This window comes from Kitasatospora viridis, assembly GCF_007829815.1.
GTDB classification, from domain to species: Bacteria; Actinomycetota; Actinomycetes; order Streptomycetales; family Streptomycetaceae; genus Kitasatospora; species Kitasatospora viridis.
Window position 1 is genome coordinate 73,129 of record NZ_VIWT01000008.1, and the last position, 24,029, is coordinate 97,157.

The window sequence follows — 24,029 nt, forward strand, 5'->3', positions numbered from 1 at the left end:
CTAGGATTGGCGGCGCCCCCTCACCCGGTCCACCGCCCGCTGCGCCGCGCCCTGCCCGTGCTCGCGGTCGAACAGCCAGCCGTCGAACTCCGTCGCCCCGGGCCGCAGGTCCACCTTCAGCGGCCGAGCGGCCACGTACTCGAACTGGCCGTCCGGGACCTGCTCAAGCCACCGGCGAGCCTGCTCGACCGGCACGTCCTCGGGCACGGCGCCCATTGCCGCGTAGACCAGCGCCACCTGGCCACCGCCCCCGCCCAGCCCCGCCTCGTTGAACAGCGCGGCCAGGACCTCGGCCCGGTCCAGCCCCGTGATGTCGATCATGAACGGTCCATCTCCGTCTCGGTGCGGTGGCTGGCCCAGGCGGCCAGCGTCTCGAAGTCGTCGTCGGTCAACCCGGTGGCCGGGTCGACCAGGCGCAGCAGCGCCGGGGCCGCGTGCCGGTCGGCGACGAAGGCGCGGTCGGCGTCGGTCACCTCGTCGTCCACCCAGGCGAACGGCCGCCCGGCGGCGTACTCCAGGAGCGCGGCCAGCTTCCAGTGCACCCCGCCCGGCCGGTCCTCCTCCGGCGCGTCACCGACCGGCACGAGCGGCAGGTCCGGCAGCTGCTCCTCGCCGCCGACCAGGCCGACCGCCGGTCCGATGTAGCGGTTGGCCAGCTCGTTCCAGCTGGTGCACCACACCAGGTCGTACGGCAGTGCGCGCAGCCGGGCGCCGTGGCCGGGGTGCAGCCACACCTTCGGCAGCCGCACGTAGTAGGAGGGCTTGCCCGGGGTGCCGCCGCTGCGCAGGTGGGTCCAGCGGTGCGGCGTGTACCCGGCCGGGCGGCCCTCGGGCCGGGTGCCGTAGGCGTTCAGCGGGCCGTCGACGTCCAGGAAGAGCAGCGGGCGGTCAGCCACGGCCAGCCTCCCGGGCGCCGTGCACGGCGGGCGGGGCAGCGGAGAGCAGCACGTTGTACCGCAGGTGGCTGCTCCGCTCGGCGAGCAGGCCGTTCAGCCTGGCGGCGGCTCCCTGGGCGACCTCCAGCAGGCCGCGCTCGCGGTCGGTCAGGCCGTCCGGGCCGATGGCGGGCTCCCGGGGCTCGAAGCCCTCGGCGCCGCAGTGGACGCAGCGCCAGCCCTCGCCGTCCGGCCCGGAGTGGGTGGTCTCGGTGTCGTGGTCGTAGGTGTCCCCGCAGACCACCCCCGCCCGGTCGTCGGCCAGGGCCTGTTCCAGGCCCTTCGGCGGGTATGTCACGGTGCTCCTCCTTCGAAGTGCTGTGTTGCTGAGTTAAGCATCTCTGCGGTCAGCGCGGCTGCGCCTCGGTGATCGACCAGTCGGCGGCGGCCCAGGTGGTGGCGCCGGTGTCGGGGTCGGTGCTCGGTTTCCAGGCCAGCGGGCCGCCGTGGGCCTCAGCCTCGTGCCGGGCGCCGCTCAGGTCCCCGTGCCGGGTGTGCTCGGCGCCGCGCAGCAGCAGCACCCGGGGGCGCCGGTCGGCGGGGACGGCCACCACGGTGTGGGCGGAGCGCTCCTCCCAGCCCCAGGCGCCCGTCGTGAGCAGCTGCGCGCCGGGGGCCAGGGAGGCGGCCATCAGCGCGCTCTCGATGTCGGTCCCCTTCCACAGCTCGGTGCGGTCGGGTGCCAGGACGGCCATCATCCGGTCCGTCACTCGGTGAGTCATGATCGTTTCATCTCCTCGTGTCCGGCCACCGTAGTCGGCGGCCGGGTAGCGGGCGCGGGGTTTGTCCGGGCCCATGATGGGCGGGGCGGCCGACACTCCCCCTGGCGCCGGGTGGTGGCGGCGCAGCGGCTGGCCATACTGGCCCGACCGCCGCCGGGCCGGGCGTGAAGGCGGCGCAGCGGGCCCAGGCGGGCCCCGGGAACCTCCGCCGGGGTCCTGGGCCCGCCCACGCCCGTTGAGCGCCTAGCCTGGTGGCATGACACCTACGCGCTTCTTGATGTGCCCCGAGTGCGGCGGACCGGCTCCGGTAGACCCGTTCAACCAGATGGGCCCGCACGACCAGCCCGACGGCAAGCCCTGCGTGATGTCGTGGGATGACGGGGGCCGGGCGTTCCTGGCCAAGGCGGACGCGGACTCCGCCTGAGCCCTACGGAGGGCAGGGCCCTCACCGGCGCAGCGCCGCGAGCAGCTCGGTGTACTTCTCCGGCTGCTCCTCGGGCCAGACGCCGTAGCCGTTGCGGGCCTCGTTCAGGTCGTGGGTGATCGCGGAGTACAGGGCCAGGACGGCCGGGTTGTTGCTGATCTCGGAGCGGTCGGCGGTCCAGTCGAAGCCGGTGTCCTCCAGCCACCCGGCGATGATCATGGCGCGGGTCTTGGTCCGGCAGTCCATCGCCACGATGACGCCCGGGGTGGCGTCGGCGGTCGGCAGGGCGACGGTCCAGGCCATCGGGGAGTGGTTCGAGGGCTTGCGGCGGGCGACGACCAGAGTGGCCGGGGCGGCCGGGCGCGGCGGCTTGGCGGCGGGCTGCTCCGGTGCGGGGTGCTCGGCGAGCAGGGCCTTCACCTCGTCCAGGGTGTCGTACGCCTTGAACAGGCTGCTCCCGCCCCAGGTGCGGGCGGCGGCGGCCTTGAGCACGGCGTCCGTGGCGCAGCGGCCGGACTCGACGAGCAGGATCTTGTGGTCCTTGGGCAGCACGGCGGCCGTGGCGAAGGTGCGGCCGTCCGGTCCGCGCATCGCCTTCACCGTGCCGTCGCGGCGCACCGAGGTGACCAGCGCCGGAGTGAAGGTGACGGCCTCGGAGGGCTGCTCCTGGTTGATGTAGAAGGCGCGGTGGACCTCGCGGTAGACCGCGAGCTGTCCCCGGGTAGCGCGCAGCGGGGCGGTGGTGGTCATCGGTGTCTCCGGTTCTTGGCAGGGTTGGTGACAGGCAGGAACCTAGTGCAACGCTGTGAGTATGCGCAAGGTGTTCACGAGAACGTGATGGCCGCGACCGCCTCCAGCGTCATCGGCCCGCGCTGCGCCACCGGCCGGGGAGCGGCCGACCGCCGGACCTCCCCCCGGTCCACGGACACCGCGTACGGCGGCTCCGGCAGGGCCCCGACGTCCCCCTGCACCCTGACGCGCCCGGCGCGCCACTCCCCCTGGACCGCCCCCATCACCTGCGCCCAGTGCGCCCGCGCCTGCGGCAGTTGCCCCGGCCCGTACGGGTGCGCCATCACCCGGGCCGCCCGCGTCTCCCCCACCCGGGCGGAGATCCTGGTGATCCACTCCCGCCGCTCCCAGGCCGGGGCTCCGCCGGTCGTGGTGCGCACGTCGGCGGCCCAGTGCTGAACCAGGGTGCGCCACCCGTTCTCGTGCACCACGTCCACGGTGCGCAGCAGCGCGGCGGCGGGGTCGGGGCGGGCGGCGGTCTCGATCGGGTGGGGGCTCATGGCAGGTCGTCCCTCCGTGGCAGGCGGCAGGCAGGCGGTGGGTGATGCGGATTCCGTCGCCGACTGGCAGTGATCGTGCGGAATCCGTGGCTCGGCCCTAGGGGGCGAGACGACGGAATCCGTAGATTGGGCTACGGATTCCGTCGTCGGGGGTGGCGGCCCGGACGGGGGGCTCAGCCGGTGTGGACGGTCTCGCCGTCGACGGTGACCTTGATCGGGATGGTGCCGTCCGGCCGGGTCGCGGTGCAGTCGTCGTCCTTGGAGGCGACGCCGATGAGCAGGGTGCCGTCCGGCTCGAAGGAGACGAACACCCACGTCCCCCCGATCTCCAGGGTGGGGCCCGCGTACATGTCGGCGGGGTGGAACTGGGCGTCGTCGTTGGCGCGCTCGGCGTCGGCGGCGGAAGAGATCATGGCGAGTTCTCCAACTGGCTTGGCAGGGTTGTGAGTTGGCCGGACCGTGGCAGTGGTCGGCCGGTCCGCCCGGCGCTGCTCCGTGGCAGGGTGGCGCAGCGCCGGGGCGTGAACTGGCTTGCAGGGCTTGGCAGTTGCCCGGGTTGGGTCAGGCGGTGTGGTGCAGGTCGAGCACGCGGCCGACGTTGCCGCTGCCCGCCCCGGGGGTGCGGTGCGCGGCGCACCGGGGGTCGAAGTCCACGACGCTGCCCAGGGGGCTGGAGGTGACGAACACGACGGCCGACGCCTCCCCGCACACGTCCCCGGCGCTGCTGGTGAGCACGCGGCACGGGCGGGCGGCCCAATACCGGAGGATGGCGTCCCGGCCGTCAGGGGTGAGCTGGGCGTCCCACCCGGTGGGGGTGTCGGCGACCAGGCCGAGCCGGGCGGCCCGGTGGCGGGCGGTGCGGTGCTCGTCGCCGGTGACGGAGTGCTGAGTCAGCAGGCGCTCCAGGACGGTGCGCACGGGGCGGGACAGCGGGGCGGCGGTGGCGGGCATGGCGGCCTCTCTGGCGGTCTGGGCGGGGTGCTGGAGGGAGCGGGGCGCAGCGGGCGGTGCTGCGCCCCGTGGGGGCGGCGTGGGCGGCTTCAGCCGGTGAACACCTCGCGGTCGCCCACGGTGATCCGCAGGGGGACGGTGTCGTCGGCCCGGACGAGGCCCGGGGCGGCGGTCTCCAGGTTGACGGACACGCACAGGGTGCCGTCGTCGTCCAGGTAGGCGTACACCTGGGCGCCGCCGATCTCGATGCACGGCAGCGTGCCGGGCTCGGCCGGGTCGGCGGGCAGGAAGGTGGCGGCGGCGTTGGCGGTCTTCGGGTTCACGGCGGTCTCTCCTCGCGGTCGTCTGGCCAACTGGCTTGCGGTGGTGGCTAGTTGCTCTGTCCGGGGCGCCAGGCGGGCGGCTGGGCCAGGGTGGCGATGCCTTCCAGCTCCGGGAACAGGCGCAGCAGGTCATCGGTGGTGCTCGGGGTGAGCCGCTCCATCAGGTCGACGATGACCATGCCCCGGCTCGGCTCGACCCCGAAGCGCTCGGCGTAGGCCGCGACGTCCACGGCCACCATGAAGTTGAGCGGGATCGTGACGGGCTCGGGCTGGGCCGGGGTGCGGTCGGTGCTCACGAGGGCCTCCAGGGGGCCTACAGCGGCCGCTGCGCCCCGGTGTGGGGCGCAGCAGCGGCGCGGGTGTCAGGCGGTCGGCTCGGTGGCGCTGGTGGCGTCGGGGGTGGCGTCCGGGTCGGTGTCGGCAACGCCCGGGTACGTCCACTGGTTGGCGTTCTCGGGGAAGGGCCAGCGCAGCGCGGTCAGCTGGGCGCGGGTCTGGGGCGACAGGTAGAACATGCTGGAGAGGGTGTGCCCGGCGAACAGGTTGACCCAGGCCGGGGGGTCGACGGGCATCCGGCGCTTGCAGGAGCAGTAACCCTGCTCCTCGGGGTCGCACTCGGCGTCGTGCAGGGTGCGGTACTGCTGCGGGGCGGGGTTGACCAGGGTGACCAGGCGCCAATCCTGCACGGTGCCGCCCATGATGCTGGGCTTGCCGGTGTCGATGATCTCCCAGAGGCACAGGGTGCGGTTCTTCAGGTCGGCGTCGTCGGCGGCGGCGTCCAGGGCGTCCCGGACGGGGCCGAAGTTCATGTTGTCGGTGAGGGTGTCGCGGCTGAGGGTGGTGAGACGGAAGCCGGTGCGGATTCCGGCGGCGGGGGTGGTGGCGTTCACGGTGGGCTCCTGAGGGGCTGTAGGGGGTGCTGGGCGGTCTGCGGGCCCCCGCTGCGCCGCGCGGGGCGCAGCGGGGGCTGTGGGGCTGTCAGGCGGCGTGCTGGGCGGCGTCGGTCTGGTCGTACGGGAGGGGGATGGGGGCGGGCAGGGTGCGGGTGGTCTCGGGCCACCCCTTGCGCCACTCCTCGACCACGGTCAGCACGATGGGGCCGGTGACGCCGTAGTAGGCGGCGAGCACGCGCACGGCGTCGTCCTTGGTGGTCTGGGCGGTGCCGACGACGCACCCGGCGGTGCCCTCCTCGGCGTACCACTTGCCGTCTTCGGTGATCACGCAGCCGCCGAAGTTGGCGGAGGTGACCAGGCCCTTGCCGCGTTCGACCATGTCGACGGCGACGGCGGTGGTGGTCATGATCGCGGTGAGCGCGTCGGCGGCGGCCCGGTGGGTGGCGACGGTCTTGGCGCAGTCGGCGGCGGACTTCTCGGCCTTGGTGGCCACGGTGGTCCAGTGGTGGGCGCGGTCGTCGCCGGGGCGCTCGGCGAGGGCCCGGCGGTGGCGCTCGGCTTCGGCGGTCTCGCGGCGCTCCTGGTCGGCCCAGTGGGCGGCGCTGCGCTCGTGCTCGGTGCGGAAGCGCTCCAGGGTGGGGGTGTCGGTGACCACCATGATCACGCCCACCTCGTCCCGGGTCTTGCCCGCGTACAGGGTGATGGTGCCGCCGTTGTTGATCATGACCTCCCCGTGCTCGGCGCGGACGCGCTCCACCGCCTCCCAGACCTCGGCCGGGGTCTGGTGGGTGAGGGGGCGGGAGGTGCCGCCCCAGGTGTCGGCGTAGCCGTAGGCGGGGGCGGTGAGGTGCTCGCGGGTGACGGGGATGCCCTTGACGGGGCGCAGCGGGGTGCCGGGGGTCACGCGCAGCATGGGCACGTGGTAGGTGCTCTGGGCGCCCCGGTGCTGGGAGGTGCGTTCGACGTCGTAGCCGCGCTGCTCCAGGGCGGTGGCGATGTCGTCGAGGGCGGTGGCGTCGGTGCCCTCCCAGGTGACGGCGACTTCCCCGGGGGCGGTCTGAGAGACCTGGTAGCCGGTGTGGGGGTTGCGCCGGATGCCCTTGTCCGTGAGTGCGGTGGTGGTGGCGAGTTGGCGGGAGATGGTGGCGGCGTGGGCGGTGGTGGCGGGCTTCGCGGTCATCTCGGTGGCTCCCTGGGCGGTGGTCGGTCGAACGCAACAAGGCCAAGCTAGTGCACAGCGATGAGTATGCGCAAGCTGTGTCACTAGATTGGCTGGCCGGGCCGGACAACAGGCCGCCCCGCTGCTCCCGTCACCAGGGGCGCAGCGGGGCGGCCACCGCCACGGGCTCACTGCTCGCTCGGGTCTCCTGCTTCCTGCTCGAACACGTACGCCCGCCCGCCCACCTCGAAGATCAGCACGTCCTCACGGCTGAGGTAGTACCACTCCCCCGCCGACCGCCAGTCCACGAAGTCCGCCAGGCCCGTCAGGATGCCCATGCGGTCACGCCCCTCGTACTCGCTGCGGGCCCACGCCGCCACCGAGTCGAACACCCCCTGGTAGGCGTCCTCCGCGATCTCCTCCAGCTCCAGGGCCGTCACCTCGTGCTCGCCGTTGCGCTGCTCCACGAACAGGCCCATGGCGTTCACCGCGTGCTCCCCGTGCGCGTCCACCAGCTGCGCGACGGTCTCAAGCCACTGGTGCCCCTCCTCGGCAAGCACCTCGAACCCGTCCCGGCCCACCTCGGCCACGGCCGCGATGATCTCCCGCTCCCCCCGGGCCGCCCGGTCCGCCAGGGCGTAGCCGACCACCCCGAGGGAGTCCAGTTCCGCCAGCCGCTCCGTGTCGCCCGCCTCGGCCGCCTCGATGCGCTGCTCCGCGAACGCCCCGTGCACCAGCGGGTCACCCTCGAACTCGGCCAGCAGGCCCTGGATACGCGCGTCGCAGTCGAACTTGCCCATGGTGATCTTGAACCCTCTCAGTACCGTCCAACGCCCCGGGACCACCCCGGACCGCCCCACCCAAGGGGGCGCAGCACCACCGCCACGCCCCCGCCCACCGCAACGCTAGGCCACCTCGGCCACCGGCTTGACCACCGCGACCATCAGCCGCTGCCACTTCGCCAGGATGCCGCCCGGGGGCACGTCCTCCAGGGTGATCACGCTCTCACCGCGCCCCTGCTCCCGGTACCCGGCCACCACCGCCGAGCGCACCAGCGCCACCGCCCACGCCCGGTCACCGTGCTTGCTCCGGGTCGCGTGGGTGGGGAACTCCTCCCACACCCCCTCGAACAGCTCGCCCTGGGGCACCAGCGCCTCAGCGATGGCATCCGCGTCCGCCCGGCGCCGCTCCCCCTCCCGGTGCCAGTCCAGAATGGTCTGGTCCACCACGCGCAGCGCTGCGCCGTCGCGCCCCTCGATCAGCAGCACGCCGAACCCGGCCGCCTCCAGCGCCGCCTTAGCCTTGCCCACGGTGTCCGCGTGCCCCTCCGGCGCAGCGATGCGCGCCCCCTTGTCGTCGGAGAACGCCCGCTGGAACGCCGCCTGGTTCTGGGCGCGGTAGTACCAGGACACCGTCACGGACGTGCCCCCGCCCTCACCCCGGCCGGGCGCGTCCTGCCGGAAGCCGTCGCTGTGCACGCCGAAGAACCCTCCGGACTTGACGCTCTGCTCCAGCCCGGCCCCCTTCAGCACCCGGGTGATGGACCCCTTGACCGGCTCACGCACCGGCGCGGGCGCGGCCACCTCCACCACCGCCTGCTGCTCCCCGCCCTCACGCTGCTCCCGCTCGGCGCGGACCTCGGCAAGGGTGGCGTCCAGGGCTGCCTGGCGGTCGGACTCGATGCCGGTGGCCGTGGTGAACCCGGTGTCGGTGAGGACGTAGCCGCCGTCCCCGGCGGCGCTCAGGTAGCCGTCGGCCGCGAGCGACACCAGGGTGCGCAGGTTGCCGGTGACGCGGCGCAGCGGGTTGTCGAGGGGGCTTTCGATCCCGGTGAGCAGGGCCTTGGACTTGGCGGGGCTGAGCTTGCGGGCCATGGGGTCCTCCGGTGCTTGGCAGGGCGTTGGTGACAGGAAGAAAGCTAGTGCACCGCTGCGCGTATACGCAAGTGGGTTCACGAGACTTCCCGGCGGGCCAGGGTGACAACCGGCGCCCCATCACGGCCGGTAACACGAGGTGGAGTCACCACCACGAACTATGACAATCAGTGACCAAAGGGGAAGGGCGCGCTACCCGGTCTCCCAGGTGCGCGCCCCGCTGTTGTGCCCCCGCTTCTGCCCTACTCCTCGGACCACCAGTCGGTGAGGGCCGGGTCGAGGAACGCGGCGTACTGCTCCTCTCCCAGGAACTCCCGCAGGCGCGGAGTCACCACCTGGGCCGTGGTGAACTCCTCCCACTCCGCGTCCACGTCCGCGCGGGCGGTCTCGTTGCGGTCCAGCCACACGGTGAAGTCCCCGGCGCTGCGGTCGAAGTCCCGAGCGTTCTCGACCAGGTGGTGCAGCAGGTCCTGAAGGATGGGGGTGCTACCGAAGGGCCCCCGGGTGCCGTACTCGCCCGGGGTCTCGTACTCAACCAGGAGGTAGCGGCCGTGGTGCCCGGACAGGGCGCCGTCTTCCTTGTCGTCCCCGAGCGCGATCCCCGTGCCGTCCAGCAGGGCGCGGAACAGGATGACGGCCCAACGCTGAATCTGAACGGTCCCCGGGTCGGCGGTACCGATGTGATGGAAACGGGCGGTGATGGCGTTGACCTTGATGCGGCCGGACGCGGCGATCTGCTGGGCCATGGTCGTGGGGTCTCCCTCTGGGGTAGGTCAGTTGGTCGGAACGTCGGCGGGGCCAGCGATGTACCAGCGATCACGATGGGGGCCACCACCGAAGCGGAAGACGAGCGGGCCGACGTGGATGTCTTGGTCGGTGGGGACGTCCACGTAGCTCGCCCAGTGGAGATTGCCGTTGAGCGCCTCAACGATCTTGATGGCGAGTTCGCTCCGGCTGGGGTCGGAACTGGGATTCCGGGCCATGGTTCTCCAATCGGGCCGGGCCCGCCCGGCAGTGGTACCGGGCGGGCGGGGGCGGTCAGCGCATGGTGAGGATGTTGTCCCGGGAGGACATGATGGCGGGCTGGTCGGTGTCGGCGTTCTGAACGAGCCAGGCCCGGCGGCCGTGCAGGGTGGTGGTGTCCCGCAGGATGGCCGGGAACGAGCCGCCGCCCTGGAGCGAGACGACGTTGACCAGGGTGCCGCTGGGGAAGTCGGAGACCACCGGGGAGCACTCGGTGGCCAGCCACTCCGCGCCGCCGTCGTCGGTGACCTTGACGCGGGTGGGCTCGCCGTCGCGGTAGACCATGCGGGCCACCCTGCGGACGGTGCCATCGGCAACAGCGACCCGGGCATCCCGGGGGTAGTCGAAGTGAGCCGGGGTGGGGGTGGTGGGGTAGACGGCGAGCCCGGCCGGGCCGGAGACGGCGGCGCGCACGTACTCGTTGCGGGTGACCAGGTTGGTCTCGATGCTGGCCCGCCACTCCCGGTACGGGTCGTTGGTGAAGGCGTCGACGATGGCGCTCAGCTTGGGGCCGGTGACGCGGACGACGCCGGGGCCGCCGCTCTCGACGGTGCAGCCGGTCAGCCCGGCGGCGTCGAGCAGGTCGAGGGCGGGGCCGATGGGCGAGTGGCTGCGGTGGCCGACGCGGTCGGCGATGGGGCCGCTGTTGGGGGCGTCGGGCGCGGGGGTGGTGTCGGTCATCTTGGTCACGGTGCCGGAGAGTTCGCGGATCACGATCACGTCGCGGCCGTCGTCGCTCTTCTGGCGGGTGACGGCGGCGCCGCGCCACACGGCGGCCACGATCCGGGCGCGGACCAGGGGCGGGGTGATGATGCGGCCGGGCTCGGGGATGCCGTTGGCGGTGACGCTGGTGTTGTACCGGTTGGGGTAGGTGCCGGTGGCGGGGTTGCAGGCCATGGCGTCCGCGATGGTGCGCACGTGGTCCCTACGGGCCTTGCTCGCCTGGGCGTCGTCGTCACCGGTGGGGGGCTCCTCGGCGTGGCGGACGGCTTCGGCGCGCCCGGCGGCGGTGAGCAGCACGCGGCGGTTGGTGCCGGTGCCGTGCTCGAAGGCCAGGTCACGGCGGATGAGGGCGTTGGCGGTGCCCTTGGGGGCGTGGACCTCGTGGCCGAAGGCGGTGAGGGCGTCGAGGAGGGCGGTGATCATGGTCGGGGTGAGCTTGGCGGGCTTGTCCGTGGCCATGGTGGTCTCCAGTCCTTGGCAGGGTTGGGTGGTGACAGGAAGAAAGCTAGTGCACCACTTCGCGTATACGCAAGTGGTTTCACGAGAGTGGGGCCGGGCGGCCCGGGGTGACGGGGCCGCCCGGCTGTCTAGTCAGTAGTCCAGGCCCCACGCGGTCATGCGCTCGGACCACTCGCCCAGCACGGTGTGCACGGCCGTCAGGTCGTCGTACGTGGCGGTGCCGTCGTCCACCAGGCCGAGCACGCTCATGCCCGCCATGTTGGCGTCGGCGATCTCCTCGCGGGTTTGCGCCCGGTGCTGGCGGAAGCCGGGCAGGTACTCGCCGTAGACGGTGAGAGCCACGTCGGCGACCGCGAACACCCACGACGTGTAGGTGCCCCACGGGCTGTGTTCGATGTCGTCCCGCATCATCTCGGCCATGATCGCGTCGTAGCCCGGGGTGCGGCCGGTCTCGGGGTGCTCGGGCAGGCGGGCCGCCGCCTTGTGCCACTGGGCGTAGCGGGCCATGGTGCGGAACGCGGCGGCGACGTCGTCGGTGGTCACCTCGGTGTCGGTGACGTCGTCGGTGTCGATCATGTCGAACACCATCGCGGCCGGGTAGGTGTCACGGTAGGCGTTGGCCACGACTGCCGGGGTGGCGTGCGCGGTGGTGTCGTCGAGCGCGGTCCCGGTCCGGGCGTAGTGCACGGCGCTCAGCGCGATGATCCAGTCGACGATGGTGTCGTGGTCCAGGTCGTTGGTGCGGATCTCGTCGATGAGCTCGCGGTAGCCCTCGGTGTTCCAGCCGACGCGGATGCCCTGGGGGGTGCGGTTGACGGTGGTCCCCAGGATCTCCCACCCGTCGGTTTCGATGCCGGGCCAGTCGGCGGCGGTGGGCTCGCTCGCGCCGCCGAAGTACAGGTGGGTGTCGGTGGTCTCGCCGGGGCGGCCGATGACCAGTTCGACGTGCCAGCGGGCCTCGGACGGGGCGACCTGCGGGCGGGGGGAGGGCATGGCGGGCATGAGGGCTCCAGGGGCGTTCGGGTGCGGTGGTGACAGGAAGAAATCTAGTGCACTGTCATGAGTATGCGCAAGACAGTGCACAAGAATGGGTGCCGCCCCGTCGTCTCCCGGGGCGGCACCCTCTCTCTCCGCAGCGTCAGGCGGGGAGCACGGTCACCGTGATCTCGTCCTCCCGTTCGACCGCCCACCCAGCGGCCCGGAAGGCGGCCTCATGGGCCCCGGAGAGGGCGCGGGCGAGCTGCTCCCCCTCGCCGTCCGCCCAGACGTTGCACGGGGCGGTGACGCTCACCCGGTCGTGCAGCCTGGTCAGCTCGTCGGCCGGGGTGTTGTCCACGTTCACCGAGCCGTCGCGCAGGTGGGCGGGGAGCTGGGGGTAGACGCGGTGGCCGATGGTGCCAAGCTCGGTGTTCTCCCGGCTGAACCCGGCCCGCCACAGCACCTTGCGCGCCTCCACCACGGCCGGGGTGTCCGGGCGCAGGCCGTCCCGGGGATCGGTGAGGCTGCCGTCCGCCTCCACCGTGAGCCCGTAGCCGTAGCCGACCTGGGGCGCCAGGGTGCTGCTCTCCCGGGCGTTGAGGCCCTCGGCGCGCAGCGCGGCGACGGCCGCCCGGACCTTCTCCACCGGGGTGGCGTGGGAGAAGTTGACCAGGCAGTAGACGGCGGCGGTGGCGTGGTCGGGGATCGTGTACCGGGCCGGGTCGGAGCAGTGGCCGGGCATCCTGTCCGCCTTGACCAGGCCGAGGGTGGACAGGATGGAAGTCACCTTCCCTGCAAGGGAGTTGGGGCCGTCGCCGGGGATGATGTGCCAGACCATGTGGACGGTGCCGGTGCCCAGGGCGGCGGTGGCGGCGATCATGTCCGGCCTGCTGGCCACGGCGAGGAGCGAGCGGTTCCCGTAACGGGTCTTCAGCCACTGGTCGACCTGGGCGCCGGTGACGGTCAGCTCAGAGCGCTGCTTGCCGTCCAGGTAGGCGGTCTGGCGGTACATGGCGGCCGGGTCGGTCTTGACGGCCAGCCACTGGGCGCGGATGCGCTCGCTGTCGTCGGCCGCCGGGCGGCTCCACTCCCCCGTGCTGTTCTCGCCACGCTGCCAGCCGGTGCGGGTGAGGGCCTCGGCGTAGCGGGCGCGGCGCTCGGCCGGGTCGTGGTCGGTCTCCCAGCCCCTCGGGTGCTCGTGCAGGACCAGGAGGCCGGTGTAGGCGCCGCGCAGGTCGAAACTGGTCATGACGGTGAAGCCCTCGTGCTGCTCGCCCATGGGGGCGAAGCCCGCGCGGCTCAGCGCCTGGGCGGCGGCGTCGCGGTCGGCCTCGGCGCGGGCCTGCTGCTGGGGCAGGTCGCGCAGGGCGGCGAGCAGCTCGGCGGCGGTGGCCGCGTTGGCGGCCTGGCGGTGGGGAGCGGGGTGGCTGCGGTCGGTCAGCGCGTGCCAGCGCAGGCTGTCAGGGTTGCTGCTCTGTCGCCAACTCACCTCGTAGGAACGGCCGTTGGCGGTAGTGAACAGCCACCAGTTCGACTCAGGGAACTTCGGGTTCATGGGGCGGATGGACTCGCCGTCGCCGACCAGGGGCATGGTGCGGACGATGCGCGGCACCTCGGGCAGAGCGCGGACGGCGGCGCGGTAGCAGACGTGGGGGAACTCGGCGCCCTCCTCGTGGGCGGTCCACCCGCCGGTGATCTCGTAGCCCTCCCGGCGGATGTGCTCGGCGACCTCGTTCAGCGTCACGGCCTCGGGGGTGGCGACGCCGTGACCGCCCACCTGCCAGTGGTTGCAGCGGCACACGCAGTCGAGGGCGATGGAGACGCCGACGAACGGGGACGCCTTGAACACGCGGACCTGCCGGGCGACGTGGTCGCAGGCGGGGGCGGCCGGACGGTGGGCGCGCGGCAGCGGGCGCGGCTGCACGGGGCCGGTGACGGCCTCACCCACGGTGGCGAAGGCGCCGAACGGCGGCTGCGGGACCACGGCGAAGGCGGGCTCAGGGTCGGCCACGGCCACGGGCGCGGGGGCAGCGTCGGGGGCCGAGGCGGGCTGCTCGAAGACGTCGACACCTTCGGTGACGCGGACGGCGGCCAGCGGCGCGCGGTCGAGGAGCTTGGCCACCTCGTCCAGGGCGGCCTGGCCGCGCTCGGCGGAGGCCCGGTAGGCGTCGCCGTCGCTCCGGCCGCAGGTCCAGGCGACCCGGACGCGGTTGCTGCCGCGCAGGCGGCGCAGGTACAGGCCGTCGGTGTCGAAGCCGCCGAGCTTGTCGGACTGGGCGAGCGTCAGGCTGGCCCGCTTCAGCGCGGCGCGGACGGCGGGGACGCTGAGCGCCGGGGCGGCGGGCGCGGTCTCGGGGGCGGGGGCGACGTCGGGCAGGTTCTGGGCGAGGGCCTCGGCGCGGTGGTAGACGGCGAGGTACCCGTTCGGCAGGACGTGGACGACGTGCAGGCCCCTGGCGCGCAGGGCCTCGGCCATCGGCTCCAGGTCGATCCCGTAGCCGTGGACGGTGACGCAGCGGCGCTTGGTGTCGCTGGAGGCGGAGAAGCCGTGGCGCTTGGTGTCGCTGTAGCGGGGGAACTCGGCGGTGTCGAGCATGGCGGAGATGCTGGCGCCGGTGATGCCGAACGAGCGGGCCTTGCGGCGGGCGGCCTTGGTGGCGCGCTCGACGCAGCGGGAGTCGGTGCAGGGCTGACCCTTGCGCAGGGCGTGGTGGTCGAGGTGGCCGTTGATCTTGCCCGCGTTCTTGACGGAGAGGGGGCAGGCGTCGAGGGCGGTCTGGTCGTAGAGCCAGGGGCGGTCGTACGGGTCGCGGGCCTTCAGCGGGGCGGCGTCGACGTCGTCGATCAGCGTCTTGGCCCAGGTGATGGCCTCCTTGGGCGTCATGGTGCGGTTGGGGGCGGGCACGAGGTGGTCGTTGATCTTGATGATCGTCGGGTTGTACTGGTTGCCCTGGGGACGGGTGGCCTCGATGGTGCGGCCCTTGTGGGTGGTCTTCACGGCAGGTCTCCCGGTTGCTCGGGGGCGGTCTTCCTTGGCACCGCTGAATCTAGTGCAACATAATGAGTATGCGCAAGATGGTTCACTAGATTCGTTCTGGAGACGCCTCGGCGGCCGGGCCCGGTAAAGGGGCTCCGGCCGCCGAGGGCAGGAAGAACCGCAGGTCAGGAGGTCTCCTCCACGGCCTCCACCGCGCCCCGGTTCTGGGTGAACGAGACGATCCGCACCAGGCCGACCGCCTCCAGGTACTCGACGTCGGCCGCGTGGACGCTCGCGGGCTCGTAGGCCCGGCGCTTGCCGCCCTTGCCCGGCTTGTCGACCCAGTGGACGGCCCGGCGGTTGGCCCGGATCGTCTCCAGCAGGGTCTCCTGTGCCTTGGTCAGGTGCTGGGGCAGCTCGGCAGCCAGGTCGGCCGCCAGCGCGGCGACCTCGTCGGGGGTGGCGACCCAGACCCGGCGAGCGGCGTTCGGGGCGATGTCGCCCCGGGACAGCGTGGGGCGGCCAGTGACGCCGTCGACCCACACCCGCCGGGGCAGCTCCGCCAGCGGGTTCGTGAACCGGTCCCGCTCGACCTTGCCGTACTCGTCCGTGTCGACCCAGGTGAGCAGCTTGGCCGCCGCCGCGTCCCGCACGTGCAGGTACGCGCCGTACTTGCTGGTGTTCAGGGCGATGGCGACCGCCGTCGCGACGTTGATCAGCGGCCGGAGCCCGGTGCCCTCGTCGACCTTGCTGCCGGTCACCGCCGCCACCACGGCGGACAGCTCGACATCCTCGGGCTTGTAGCGGTGCACGACCTGGTCGGCGGTCAGGTCGCCCCCGGCGACCAGCTCGGCGAGGTAGCGCAGGCCGTTCGGCTTGTCGTGGCCGGGCACCTCCAGGGCGTCCAGCCACACCTCGAACTGCGCGCGGATACGGGTGATGCCCAGGCCCAGCATCACGCGCTGTTCCTCGGTCTGCGCGTCCAGCACGGCCCGGGTGAGCTGGCGCAGCCGGTCGCCGCAGGCGACGGCCTTGGCCTCCCAGTCCGTTTCGAACGGGCGCTGCTCGGGGCGGGGCGGGTCGAAGCTCTCCGGGGCGGGCGGCATGGCGCGGCCGTCCGGGGCAGCCATGATCACCACGTGCTCGGCGCCGCCGCCGCGCAGCTCCTCGGCGCGCACCTGGGCGTCGTCCCACACGTAGTCGTCGGCGCCGGTGTGGCGCTCGCCGCCGCTGGTCCAGGCGAGCACGTAGCGCTTACCGGCGGGCAGCGCCGAGGCCGGGGCCGTCGCCCACACCACGGCACTGCTGGCGACGACGTCCCGCCAGCCGTAGCCGCGCAGGGCCTGGGCGTAGGCGTTCAGCTTGTGGTCAACGCTGTTCGGCTCCTCGCCCGGCTGGGCGCCCATGACCCGGGTGCCGTCGAGGAACTCAAAGACGCGGACGTCGTACTCGCTGCCCTCGACGTAGAAGCCGCTGGCGGCGGGGTTGCCGGTGCGGATGTCGTCGCCCACCACGCGCACCGCGCGCTGACCGTCGTCCGTGAGCACGTGGACGGCGGCGCGCACAGTGGCCAGGCGGTCGAAGCGCGGGGAGGTGCCCTCGGTGATGTTGGTGTCGGTGGGCGGGGTCACCCACAGCAGCTGCGACGAGGCCATCTCGTCGAAGGTCCACCCGGCGGCGGCCAGGGCCTGGCCGTACTCCCTGAGCTTGGTCAGGGCCTTGCGGTCCTTGGTGTCCCGGACCCAGGTCAGCTCACCGGCGGCGTAGTCGTAGACGGCGATCCGGTCGTCGCGGCGCTGGACGACGAACCCGGAGGTCTGCTCGAAGTCCTCGGGGTCATCCGTGACGGGGGCGGGGTGGTGCCCAGCGGCGGCCAGCACGCGGACGGCGGCCTGCACCACGGCGTCGTCGGCCTGGTCCGGGTAGCAGCCGTGGGCGGTGCCGCCGTGGACGACGACCGTCCCTTCGATGGGCTCGGCCACGCGGACGGCCAGGACGGTGGCGGGCTGCTGGGGCACGGCGGTGTTCTCCTCGGTGGTGTCGGGCTTGGTGGTGGCGCTGGCGATCCAGAACTTCTTGCTGGGGTGGTGGAGAGTGTCGGACATGTGCTCGGTGTAGGTGGCCAGGCCCTTCTCCACCAGGGACTGGACGGTGCGCAGGCTGATGCCGTAGCCCGCGTGAAGCTCGCCCTCCTGGAGGCGCTTCCACGCGTCGGCCTGGGCCGGGGTGAGCGTGATGCCGTCGGGGGTGGTGAACGTCTCCGGCTTGGCCTTGACGGGCTCGGGACGGGTGCTCGTGCCGGTGACCTTGATGATGTGCTGGTCGGTGCGGTCGTAGACCTCGGCCGTCCAGCCGTCGGCCCGCAGGGCCTGCACGAACTCGCCGATGTCGTCCTGCAGGGCCTCGCTGACGCCGACGTCGACGCTGTCCAGGCGCTCGAACGCGAAGTACGCCTTCGGGCCCTTCCCGGCGGCCTCCAGGGTCTGAACGACCCGGGCGACGACGGGGGCGCCCTCCACGCGGGGGCGCGGCTCGGCGAGCGCGGTGACCTCCAGCGCCCCTTCGCGCGGGGACTTCTCGTTGTGCTCGACGTCGAAGAAGTCGGAGAGGTACGCGGCGTAGTCGGCCGCGAACTCCCGTGCGATCCGCTCGCTGCTGCCCAGCCCGACCTTGTCCAGGTGAGGGCCCCAGTAGAGGGAGACGTAGGAGCGGGCCCCCGCGCCACCGCTGCTCAGGCGGGCGCCGGGCTTGACGGAGGGGTGGGTGTAGCTGGACTCCACCTTCACGGAGACCTGGAACCCGGCCCGCTTCAGGCGGGTCTGGACGAGGGCGACGGTGATCGTGGGCTTCGTGGTCTCGGGCATCAGGGGCTCTCCGGTGGTAGCGCAGGTGGCGACACCGGTGAATCTAGTGCACACCAATGCCCATACGCAAGTTGTTTCATTAAAGTTGTCATGACCTGGGCAGCTCCTGCCTTGTCACACCGGTCACGCTAGGACCCTGAGCCGACATCCCCGAGCGACGCTCCCAGTCCCCCACCGCCTCCGCCGCCGACCCGGTCCGGACCGCCGCAGCGGTACGGCGGGCCAGCCGCGCCAGCGCCCGGCGGCCGGTCACCGGGGTCTGCGGCAGCGGCTGGCCGGGCCAGCGCAGCCGGTGGGCCCGGTTCAGGTGCTCGACGCCGGGTCCGCACTCCCCCTCCCGCTCGCACCGCACCTCCGGCCGGTCCGGATGGGCCTGGCCGCACTCCCCGGCGCTCACGCGGAACCGGCCGGGGCGAGCGCGGCCAGGTGGACGGCGAGCAGCTCGGCGTACTCCTCGTCGTGGCGCGCGGCCAGCTCGGCCCAGGCGCCGTGCTGGGCCTTGGCCATGAGAGCCGCCTGCCGCTGCTCGTCCTCGGCCTGCATCCGGGCGGCGTGGGCCTCCCGCGACTCCCAGACGGGGCGGTTCTGGCCCCGGCGGAACGCGCTGGTCCTGACGGCGAGCCCGTTGACGGTCATGGCGGCGAGGAGGTTCTTCAGGGTGTAGTGGGAGACGGCCTTCTGTATCTGGTCCGACGTCACCAAGTCGCCCGGGTCGACGCCCTGGAGCAATGCGACCCGGTAGGCGATCTCGGTCATGGACAGCGGCCCGGCGTCGGGCGCCGTCAGGACGGCCTCGACCTCGGCCTGAGTGGGCTTGATGATCATGCGGAGCATCAGTTCTCCTCGTTCCAGGCCCGGCCGCGCGGGCCCTCCTCGTGAGGGTCGTCGGGGTAGGGGTAGAAGGGCTCCTGCTCGGCGTCGAAGCCGTGCAGGTGGGCGTGGTCGGCACGCATGATGTAGACGTCGGTGCCGCCGTCCTCGCCGGGGTGGTTGAAGCGGTAGTCCCAGCACGTCGAACCCTCGAAGTGGCTGCGGGAGGCCAGCGGGGCGCAGGCGAAGTCCTCGGCCCAGTCGCGGGCGGCCTTGCGGCTGGCGGCCACGTGCAGGATGCCCTGGTCCATGTCGCCGACCACCCAGGGCATCTCCCTGGTGCGGGTGCAGAGCAAGTGGCGGACGGTGTCGAGGTCGCCGTAGAAGCGGTTCTCGGCCTTGGGGTTCTTCAGGTCCTCGACGCGCCACTGCTCGATCGTGATGGTCAGGCCGCCGCGCGGGCGGTGGGCGTACATGGGAGTGATCTCGTACCGGCCGTCGCTGGTGCGGTAGTAGGTGAAGCCGAGGCTGTCCTTGCGCCGCTTGAGGGCCCGGGGCTTGATCCGGGGCGGGAGCTTGCGGGGGGTCTCGATGGTCTCGGTGCTCACCGGGAGGTCTCCTTCTCGTTCGGCTCGGCGCAGTCCTCGCACTGCTCGCCCTCGGGGTAGCCGGGGTGCTGGTGGCACTGGGGCTCGACGCGGACCTGCTCGCCCTCGGCGCGGTAGTACTCGGCGATGCCCTCGGCGGCATCCGCGCTGGGGAAGCCGCCTTCGATGAGGCGGCCGTCGTCGGCGTCGTCGAAGACGCCGTAGGTCGGTCTGGTGGCGTCCGCCGTCTGAAGGTCGCGGACGGCTCGGTGCAGGCGGTCGTCGATGTCGTTCACGGTCTGTCCTTGTTCGTCAACTCGCCCATGGTGGCGATGAGTTGCTGGATGGAGTCGTTGAGTTCGAGCATCGCGAGGGTCTGGGCCTCGCAGCGGAGCCCGTCCGCCACGGGGTTGGTCTCGTCGAAGCGGGCCGGTATCGCGGCGGCCTCCCGGAGCAGCTCGCGGGCCCTGTCCGCGCCGCTGCGCACCTGGTCGGGCTCCGGCCTGCTCGGCGTTCCGGTGCGGGAGCGCCACTGGGGGTCGGTCTCCTGGGCCAGCCACAGCCCACGCACCGGGGCGAAGGCGTCGGTCGTGGTGAACTCCCTGAGCCTGTCGAGCAGTTGGTTCGGCGTGGGGGCCGTCCAGCGGCCGGGCTCGCCGCTGTGGCGGGTCATCCAGGCGGCCAGTCCGGGGATGGTGAAGTGCTGGGTGCTGATCTCCGCCGCCCACGCCTGCTCGGGGTGGTGGGCGGGCGGGTGGACGGAGAAGACCACGTCGGCAACGACGGCGTAGAGGACCTGGAACCGGGCGTCGGGCAGGCTGCTCTGGCCGGTGATCGGGTGCTGCTGCAGCAGGACCGGGGTACTCATGCCAGCCGCTCCCGGGCGATCTCCTTGAGCTGGGCGAGCATGTCGGCGTGCTTGCGGACCGGGCCGACCTCGTCCAGGCCCGCGCGGATCGTCCAGCCGTTGTCGAGGTCGCGGCCGGAGCGGTAGCCGGACTGGCTGCGGGCCTCGGCGACCACGTGGTGGGCCTCGGGGGTGCCGTCGGTGTCGAGGCCGGAGTAGGGCCGGGGGTCGTTGGCGACGGCCTGGTAGTGGTGCGCGTCGACGCGCACGACGCGCAGCGGCTCGGGCACCTTGGCCGGGTCGATCTCCAGGCGCTGCCAGCGGTAGCGCACGGCGGGGAAGGCGGCGGAGTCGCAGAAGAGCAGGAGGCGCCCGACGACGCTGTCCACGGTCGGGCCGGACCACGTCGGCGGCCGGTCGTCGGTGTCCCGCAGCCACTGCCTGCGCCCGATCTCGGTCAGGTGCTCGGTGGCGATCACGGCGGTGCGGGACTTCCCGGGGTTCCTCGGGGCGGAGATGGTGAAGACCACGCCGTCCAGGTCGGCGTACACGAGGGGCTCGGCGTGCCGGGAGCGGCTGGTCTCGCCGGTGAGCGGGTGTCTGCGGCTGAGGTGGAGGCCGGTGGCGGTGGTGATCATGGGCATGGGGTGGTCCTTGTCCGGGGCCCGCCCGGCGCGGCGGGCGGGGATCAGATGGGCAGCGTCGGGGCGGAGTCGTCGGTCGGCGGGGCGGGGTCCGGGGGGAGGCTGCCGCGTGCGATCCGGGCCTGGTGGCGCACCCTGCGCAGGTGGTTGACCAGCACAGGGGCGTAGGCCAGGGCGGCTTGCTCGTCGAGCAGGTGGTTCAGGATCTGCGCGTACCGGGAGGCGGAGATGCCGAGCTGCTCCCGGATCTGGCTCTCCTTGGTCCCCCGGTTGTGCGGCCCCCAGCTGCCGCTGCGCTCGAAGTCGAGCACCGCGCGCTGGAAGTCGAACAGGCCGTCGGGGCCGCGTACGGGCAGGTCCTCATCGGCCGGGGTCACCGCCTGCTCAGGCGCAGCAGCGCCGGGGCGGAGGAGTCAGTGAGGGAGTGCTGGAGCAGCGGGCCGGGGCTGTGGCGGCGCATCGGGGTGACGGCCGTGTAGGCGTCGGTGTCGAAGCGCAGCAGCGTGAGGTGTCGGCCATCGGTGTCTATGGCGCGCTGGCCGGTCCGGAACGCGGAGGGCTGCTCGAAGTCGGCGGTGCGGGCGAGGACCGGCATGGTCAGGTGCTGGTGGTGCCAGTCCGAGAAGCGCTCTCCGAGGACCCGGGAGTGGTGCGCCCAGGGGTAGACGGAGGGGGCGGCGATCCGGCCGAAGACCCCCGAGTAGCCGGGCTGGCCCGGGACGTCATGGACGACGTCGTCCAGGGCCAGCAGGCCGCCGCCGGGCAGCGGGATCACGTCGCCGGGCTGCAGGTCGGCGACCGGCTTGGCCGGGTAGGCCCGGCCGTCGACGTACAGGTGCGGCCGGTCGGCGGCCGGGGAGTAGACGTACCAGTGGTCGCGCAGGTGCTCGGTGGCGGTGACCGCCTTGTCGACGGCCAGGGTGCTGGTGGGGCGGTTCAGCGAGTTGACCCAGGCGGTGCCGTCGAAGGTGAACTCGGTCCGGGCCCAGGAGGCGGTGCTGGTGGCCCACTGCGACAGGATGCGGTCGCCGGTGGCCGGGTTCTTGGGCACGCGGGCCTCGGGAACGTCCGGGACCAGGTCCGGGGCGAGGAGCAGCGGGATGCCGTTCGTGGCCCGGACCTGGACGGGACGGTCTCCGGGAAGGATGAGCAAGGTGTCGTTGCCGCCCATGACCGGGCGCTGACGGATGGCCACGGAGTGGGCGTTCGACAGGGAGGTGGTGTCGACGACGACCATCGCGCAGATGATCGACGGGGTAGCGGAGGCGACGATGACCTGACCGGCGGTCAGCTCCTTGGCGAGGAGCTGAGCAGCGGTGCTCCAGCGGAGGGCTTCGATGGTGGCAGTGCAGAAGCCGTGCTGGTGCCGGGTGTGCGTCGCGTCCGCCTGCTGGGCAGGCAGCATGGCGTTGTCCCTTTGGCAGAGGGGTGAACTTCCTTGGCAAGAACACCGTAACCCAGATATCTGGGTGACCGCAATGCCAATTCGGGGAATTCTGTCTTCTGGGCCGGGACGTGCGCCAGCCAGCTGCGCAGCTCTCACCAGTCCAGGGAGAACCAGACGACCTTGGTGTCGCCGCGCTTCACGACGCCCCACTCCTCCGCCATGGCCTCGACCAGGAGCAGCCCCCGGCCACCCACCAGCCCCTCACCGTCGGCGCCGTCGATGTCCTCGAAGCTGACCGGCTCGGACGCCTGCGCGGGCACCGCGACCTTGTCGGCGGACTCGGGGTCGCCGTCGATGACCTCGATCAGCACCCGGGCGTCGGCGCGCAGTTCGGCGCGCACCACGACCTTCGCTTCGTCGCCTTCCGGGTCGTCGGCGTGGCGGACGCTGTTGGTGATGATCTCGGACAGCAGGAGCACTGCCGTCTCGATGACCCGCGTGATCCCGTGCCACTGCGTCAGGCGCTGGCGCAGGTCGTCGCGGGCGACACCGACGCTCTCGGGATGGGCGGGGTAGGGGCGCCGGTACGGCTGGAATCCGTCGGGGTTGGCGCGCGCCAGTCTGTTGCTGGCGGCCTTCGCGGTCTGGCTCACAAGTCTCACGCTCCAGGGGCGTACGAGTGGAACCGGGCATCACCCACCCTGGCCCGACGTGCGCACAGCGTGAGCGTCTCCAATACCCACGGTCCCGCAAGATCCGCGAAACTGCAACAATGTCAGCTGAACGAATGTCATTTCGATAGTGGAGTTTGACGCTTCGACACGTCAGACTGATCCTTGGACACCGGACGAGACCAGGGAGACAACGGGATGGCGTACGAGGGCGTTCCAACGGTTCGCAAGCGCCTGCTCGGCTACCACCTGCGGCAACTCCGCGAAGCGGAGGGTCTGAAGTGGGAGGACACCGCTGCTCGACTGCAGGTCGCCAAGCCGACCGTCATGCGCCAGGAGAGCGGCCACAGCGCGGTCTCCAGCGCCAACCTTGAAGTCCTCCTCGACTTCTACAAGGTCGGCGACCTGGACAAGCGCTCCCGTCTGGAGGCGTTCCGTCAGCACGGCCGCAAGCGGGGCACCTGGCACGCCTTCGGCACGGAGATCGGCCCGACCCTGCGGGACCTGGCCGACGCCGAGTCCATCGCCACCAGCATCCTGTGGTGGGAACTCGGGGTCATCCCGGGCATTCTGCAGACCGACGAGTACGCCGAGGCCACACTGCGCGGCGCCAGCGTTCAGGCCACCAACGACGAAACGTTGCGCGAACTGGCGCACCTGCGCCGTGAACGCAGGCATACCCTGGAGAAGGACGGTGCTCCCGAGGCGTGGTTCATCCTCGGTGAGGCCGCTCTGAGGACCAGGACCGGCGGCCCTGGGAAGGCCGTGATGGAGACTCAGATCCGCTACCTGCTCGACATCAGCGAGCAGCCCCACGTGAACATCCAGGTCGTGCCGTTCGCCGCCGGAGCCCACCCAGGCGTGGCAGGCAGCTTCACCCTGCTCGGGTTCGACCAGGTCCTGACCTACCAAGCCCTGTACTTCGAGACGGCCGGGATCATCACCGATGAGGAGAAGTTGGTGGGGGAGAACCAGGCAAGGTTCACTCGCCTGCGGTCCCAAGCCGAGTCGACTCAGCAGAGCCGGAAATTCCTCCGGGAAGTTCTCGCTACTCTGTGAGTCAACTCGCAAGTACGAAGGGCTCTCCAGTGAACACACCATCCCAGGGGTACAAGCAGTGGCGCATCTCGTCGGAATCGGGCGGTGACCAGGGGTCTTGCGTCGATGTCGGCCTCGGCGACCTCGACGCCGAGACCGAGGAAGTCGCGTTCCGGGACAGCACGCTCCAGGGTAGGGGGCCGGTCCTCGGCTTCCCTGCGTCCGCAGTGACCGCGCTGACGGGCGCAATCAAGGTCAGGGGCAGCCGTCTCGCGGGCGGCTTCTGACCAGTGCGCAACCAGAATGGTGGCCCCCGGCGCGCGATTCGCCGGGGGCCACCCCTGTTTCTACCCCATCGGGCCGTCAGAGCCTCTCATACCCGTTTGAAGATGCATGGTCACATTCCGGCGATAGACGATCCCGCCCGGGGCATTCTCGCTACGCTGTGAGT

At 72.2% G+C, this 24,029-nt stretch carries 31 protein-coding genes; 3 read left to right on the forward strand and 28 right to left on the reverse strand.

Going from position 1 to position 24,029, the window contains the following annotated elements; genetic code table 11:
* From FHX73_RS42605 to FHX73_RS42620, 4 genes are read right to left on the reverse strand one after another with little or no spacing between them, the layout of a single operon-like run.
* Nucleotides 1–321 carry a hypothetical protein gene (locus FHX73_RS42605; protein ID WP_145911505.1) on the reverse strand — a complete coding sequence of 107 codons (321 nt, stop codon included), beginning with the start codon at nucleotides 319–321 and terminating at the stop codon, nucleotides 1–3.
* Entirely contained in the window at nucleotides 318–896 is a 579-nt protein-coding gene (locus FHX73_RS42610; RefSeq protein ID WP_145911506.1) for a hypothetical protein, read from the reverse strand. Before FHX73_RS42610 ends, FHX73_RS42605 begins: the two co-directional genes overlap by 4 nt.
* Complete coding sequence (locus FHX73_RS42615; protein WP_145911507.1) at nucleotides 889–1,233, reverse strand: hypothetical protein; 345 nt, start codon at nucleotides 1,231–1,233, stop codon at nucleotides 889–891. Before FHX73_RS42615 ends, FHX73_RS42610 begins: the two co-directional genes overlap by 8 nt.
* 49 nt (nucleotides 1,234–1,282) lie before the next feature.
* Entirely contained in the window at nucleotides 1,283–1,657 is a 375-nt protein-coding gene (locus FHX73_RS42620; RefSeq protein WP_145911508.1) for a hypothetical protein, read from the reverse strand.
* Nucleotides 1,658–1,913: 256 nt separating this feature from the next.
* Here FHX73_RS42620 and FHX73_RS45370 point away from each other — a divergent pair, with 256 nt between their 5' ends.
* The gene (locus FHX73_RS45370) at nucleotides 1,914–2,081 is read left to right on the forward strand and encodes a hypothetical protein (RefSeq protein ID WP_170305337.1); all 168 of its coding nucleotides are present in this window, start codon (nucleotides 1,914–1,916) and stop codon (nucleotides 2,079–2,081) included.
* 21 nt (nucleotides 2,082–2,102) lie between these two features.
* Here the strand turns inward: FHX73_RS45370 and FHX73_RS47460 are convergent, their stop codons facing one another.
* The 24 genes from FHX73_RS47460 to FHX73_RS42740 form a co-directional block, all read right to left on the reverse strand.
* Nucleotides 2,103–2,831 (reverse strand): hypothetical protein, encoded by a 729-nt coding sequence (locus FHX73_RS47460; RefSeq protein WP_145911509.1) that lies wholly within the window; start codon nucleotides 2,829–2,831, stop codon nucleotides 2,103–2,105.
* A gap of 74 nt (nucleotides 2,832–2,905) precedes the next feature.
* Nucleotides 2,906–3,370, reverse strand: a complete 465-nt coding sequence (locus FHX73_RS45375) for a hypothetical protein (protein ID WP_170305338.1) — start codon at nucleotides 3,368–3,370, stop codon at nucleotides 2,906–2,908.
* Nucleotides 3,371–3,543: 173 nt separating this feature from the next.
* The gene (locus FHX73_RS42635; protein WP_145911510.1) at nucleotides 3,544–3,783 is read right to left on the reverse strand and encodes a hypothetical protein; all 240 of its coding nucleotides are present in this window, start codon (nucleotides 3,781–3,783) and stop codon (nucleotides 3,544–3,546) included.
* A 148-nt stretch (nucleotides 3,784–3,931) separates the two neighbouring features.
* Nucleotides 3,932–4,321, reverse strand: a complete 390-nt coding sequence (locus FHX73_RS42640; protein ID WP_145911511.1) for a hypothetical protein — start codon at nucleotides 4,319–4,321, stop codon at nucleotides 3,932–3,934.
* 89 nt (nucleotides 4,322–4,410) lie between these two features.
* A complete protein-coding gene (locus tag FHX73_RS42645; protein WP_145911512.1) occupies nucleotides 4,411–4,644 on the reverse strand; it encodes a hypothetical protein in 234 nt (77 codons plus the stop codon).
* A 47-nt stretch (nucleotides 4,645–4,691) separates the two neighbouring features.
* Nucleotides 4,692–4,940, reverse strand: coding sequence for a hypothetical protein (locus FHX73_RS42650; protein ID WP_145911513.1), 249 nt, complete (start codon nucleotides 4,938–4,940; stop codon nucleotides 4,692–4,694).
* 66 nt (nucleotides 4,941–5,006) lie between these two features.
* Entirely contained in the window at nucleotides 5,007–5,534 is a 528-nt protein-coding gene (locus FHX73_RS42655) for a hypothetical protein (RefSeq protein WP_145911514.1), read from the reverse strand.
* An 88-nt stretch (nucleotides 5,535–5,622) separates the two neighbouring features.
* Complete coding sequence (locus tag FHX73_RS47465; protein WP_145911515.1) at nucleotides 5,623–6,717, reverse strand: hypothetical protein; 1,095 nt, start codon at nucleotides 6,715–6,717, stop codon at nucleotides 5,623–5,625.
* A 167-nt stretch (nucleotides 6,718–6,884) separates the two neighbouring features.
* Nucleotides 6,885–7,496 carry a hypothetical protein gene (locus tag FHX73_RS45380; RefSeq protein ID WP_170305339.1) on the reverse strand — a complete coding sequence of 204 codons (612 nt, stop codon included), beginning with the start codon at nucleotides 7,494–7,496 and terminating at the stop codon, nucleotides 6,885–6,887.
* Between the two features lie 105 nt (nucleotides 7,497–7,601).
* Nucleotides 7,602–8,570, reverse strand: a complete 969-nt coding sequence (locus FHX73_RS42670; RefSeq protein ID WP_145911516.1) for a hypothetical protein — start codon at nucleotides 8,568–8,570, stop codon at nucleotides 7,602–7,604.
* Nucleotides 8,571–8,812: 242 nt separating this feature from the next.
* Complete coding sequence (locus FHX73_RS42675; protein WP_145911517.1) at nucleotides 8,813–9,316, reverse strand: hypothetical protein; 504 nt, start codon at nucleotides 9,314–9,316, stop codon at nucleotides 8,813–8,815.
* Between the two features lie 27 nt (nucleotides 9,317–9,343).
* Nucleotides 9,344–9,553: a hypothetical protein gene (locus tag FHX73_RS42680; protein WP_145911518.1), complete on the reverse strand. Its 210-nt coding sequence runs from the start codon at nucleotides 9,551–9,553 to the stop codon at nucleotides 9,344–9,346.
* A 55-nt stretch (nucleotides 9,554–9,608) separates the two neighbouring features.
* Complete coding sequence (locus FHX73_RS42685) at nucleotides 9,609–10,775, reverse strand: hypothetical protein (protein WP_145911519.1); 1,167 nt, start codon at nucleotides 10,773–10,775, stop codon at nucleotides 9,609–9,611.
* A 132-nt stretch (nucleotides 10,776–10,907) separates the two neighbouring features.
* Nucleotides 10,908–11,777 carry a hypothetical protein gene (locus FHX73_RS42690; RefSeq protein WP_145911520.1) on the reverse strand — a complete coding sequence of 290 codons (870 nt, stop codon included), beginning with the start codon at nucleotides 11,775–11,777 and terminating at the stop codon, nucleotides 10,908–10,910.
* Nucleotides 11,778–11,913: 136 nt separating this feature from the next.
* Entirely contained in the window at nucleotides 11,914–14,751 is a 2,838-nt protein-coding gene (locus FHX73_RS47470; protein ID WP_145911521.1) for a hypothetical protein, read from the reverse strand.
* Nucleotides 14,752–14,915: 164 nt separating this feature from the next.
* A complete protein-coding gene (locus FHX73_RS42700; RefSeq protein ID WP_145911522.1) occupies nucleotides 14,916–17,594 on the reverse strand; it encodes a hypothetical protein in 2,679 nt (892 codons plus the stop codon).
* 393 nt (nucleotides 17,595–17,987) lie between these two features.
* Entirely contained in the window at nucleotides 17,988–18,428 is a 441-nt protein-coding gene (locus FHX73_RS42705) for a hypothetical protein (protein WP_145911523.1), read from the reverse strand.
* Complete coding sequence (locus FHX73_RS42710) at nucleotides 18,428–19,012, reverse strand: hypothetical protein (RefSeq protein ID WP_145911524.1); 585 nt, start codon at nucleotides 19,010–19,012, stop codon at nucleotides 18,428–18,430. The genes FHX73_RS42705 and FHX73_RS42710 overlap by 1 nt, the downstream gene beginning before the upstream one ends.
* A complete protein-coding gene (locus tag FHX73_RS42715) occupies nucleotides 19,009–19,287 on the reverse strand; it encodes a hypothetical protein (RefSeq protein WP_145911525.1) in 279 nt (92 codons plus the stop codon). Before FHX73_RS42715 ends, FHX73_RS42710 begins: the two co-directional genes overlap by 4 nt.
* The gene (locus FHX73_RS42720) at nucleotides 19,284–19,859 is read right to left on the reverse strand and encodes a hypothetical protein (protein WP_145911526.1); all 576 of its coding nucleotides are present in this window, start codon (nucleotides 19,857–19,859) and stop codon (nucleotides 19,284–19,286) included. The genes FHX73_RS42715 and FHX73_RS42720 overlap by 4 nt, the downstream gene beginning before the upstream one ends.
* Nucleotides 19,856–20,482 carry a hypothetical protein gene (locus tag FHX73_RS42725; RefSeq protein WP_145911527.1) on the reverse strand — a complete coding sequence of 209 codons (627 nt, stop codon included), beginning with the start codon at nucleotides 20,480–20,482 and terminating at the stop codon, nucleotides 19,856–19,858. The genes FHX73_RS42720 and FHX73_RS42725 overlap by 4 nt, the downstream gene beginning before the upstream one ends.
* Nucleotides 20,483–20,526: 44 nt before the next feature.
* Nucleotides 20,527–20,859: a DUF3263 domain-containing protein gene (locus FHX73_RS42730; protein ID WP_145911528.1), complete on the reverse strand. Its 333-nt coding sequence runs from the start codon at nucleotides 20,857–20,859 to the stop codon at nucleotides 20,527–20,529.
* Nucleotides 20,856–21,887 (reverse strand): hypothetical protein, encoded by a 1,032-nt coding sequence (locus tag FHX73_RS42735; RefSeq protein WP_145911529.1) that lies wholly within the window; start codon nucleotides 21,885–21,887, stop codon nucleotides 20,856–20,858. Before FHX73_RS42735 ends, FHX73_RS42730 begins: the two co-directional genes overlap by 4 nt.
* A 134-nt stretch (nucleotides 21,888–22,021) precedes the next feature.
* Nucleotides 22,022–22,522 carry an ATP-binding protein gene (locus FHX73_RS42740; RefSeq protein ID WP_170305340.1) on the reverse strand — a complete coding sequence of 167 codons (501 nt, stop codon included), beginning with the start codon at nucleotides 22,520–22,522 and terminating at the stop codon, nucleotides 22,022–22,024.
* Nucleotides 22,523–22,738: 216 nt separating this feature from the next.
* Here FHX73_RS42740 and FHX73_RS42745 point away from each other — a divergent pair, with 216 nt between their 5' ends.
* The gene (locus FHX73_RS42745; RefSeq protein ID WP_145911531.1) at nucleotides 22,739–23,599 is read left to right on the forward strand and encodes a helix-turn-helix domain-containing protein; all 861 of its coding nucleotides are present in this window, start codon (nucleotides 22,739–22,741) and stop codon (nucleotides 23,597–23,599) included.
* A 29-nt stretch (nucleotides 23,600–23,628) separates the two neighbouring features.
* Entirely contained in the window at nucleotides 23,629–23,865 is a 237-nt protein-coding gene (locus FHX73_RS42750) for a DUF397 domain-containing protein (protein ID WP_145911532.1), read from the forward strand.
* The last annotated feature ends 164 nt before the right edge of the window (nucleotides 23,866–24,029 follow it).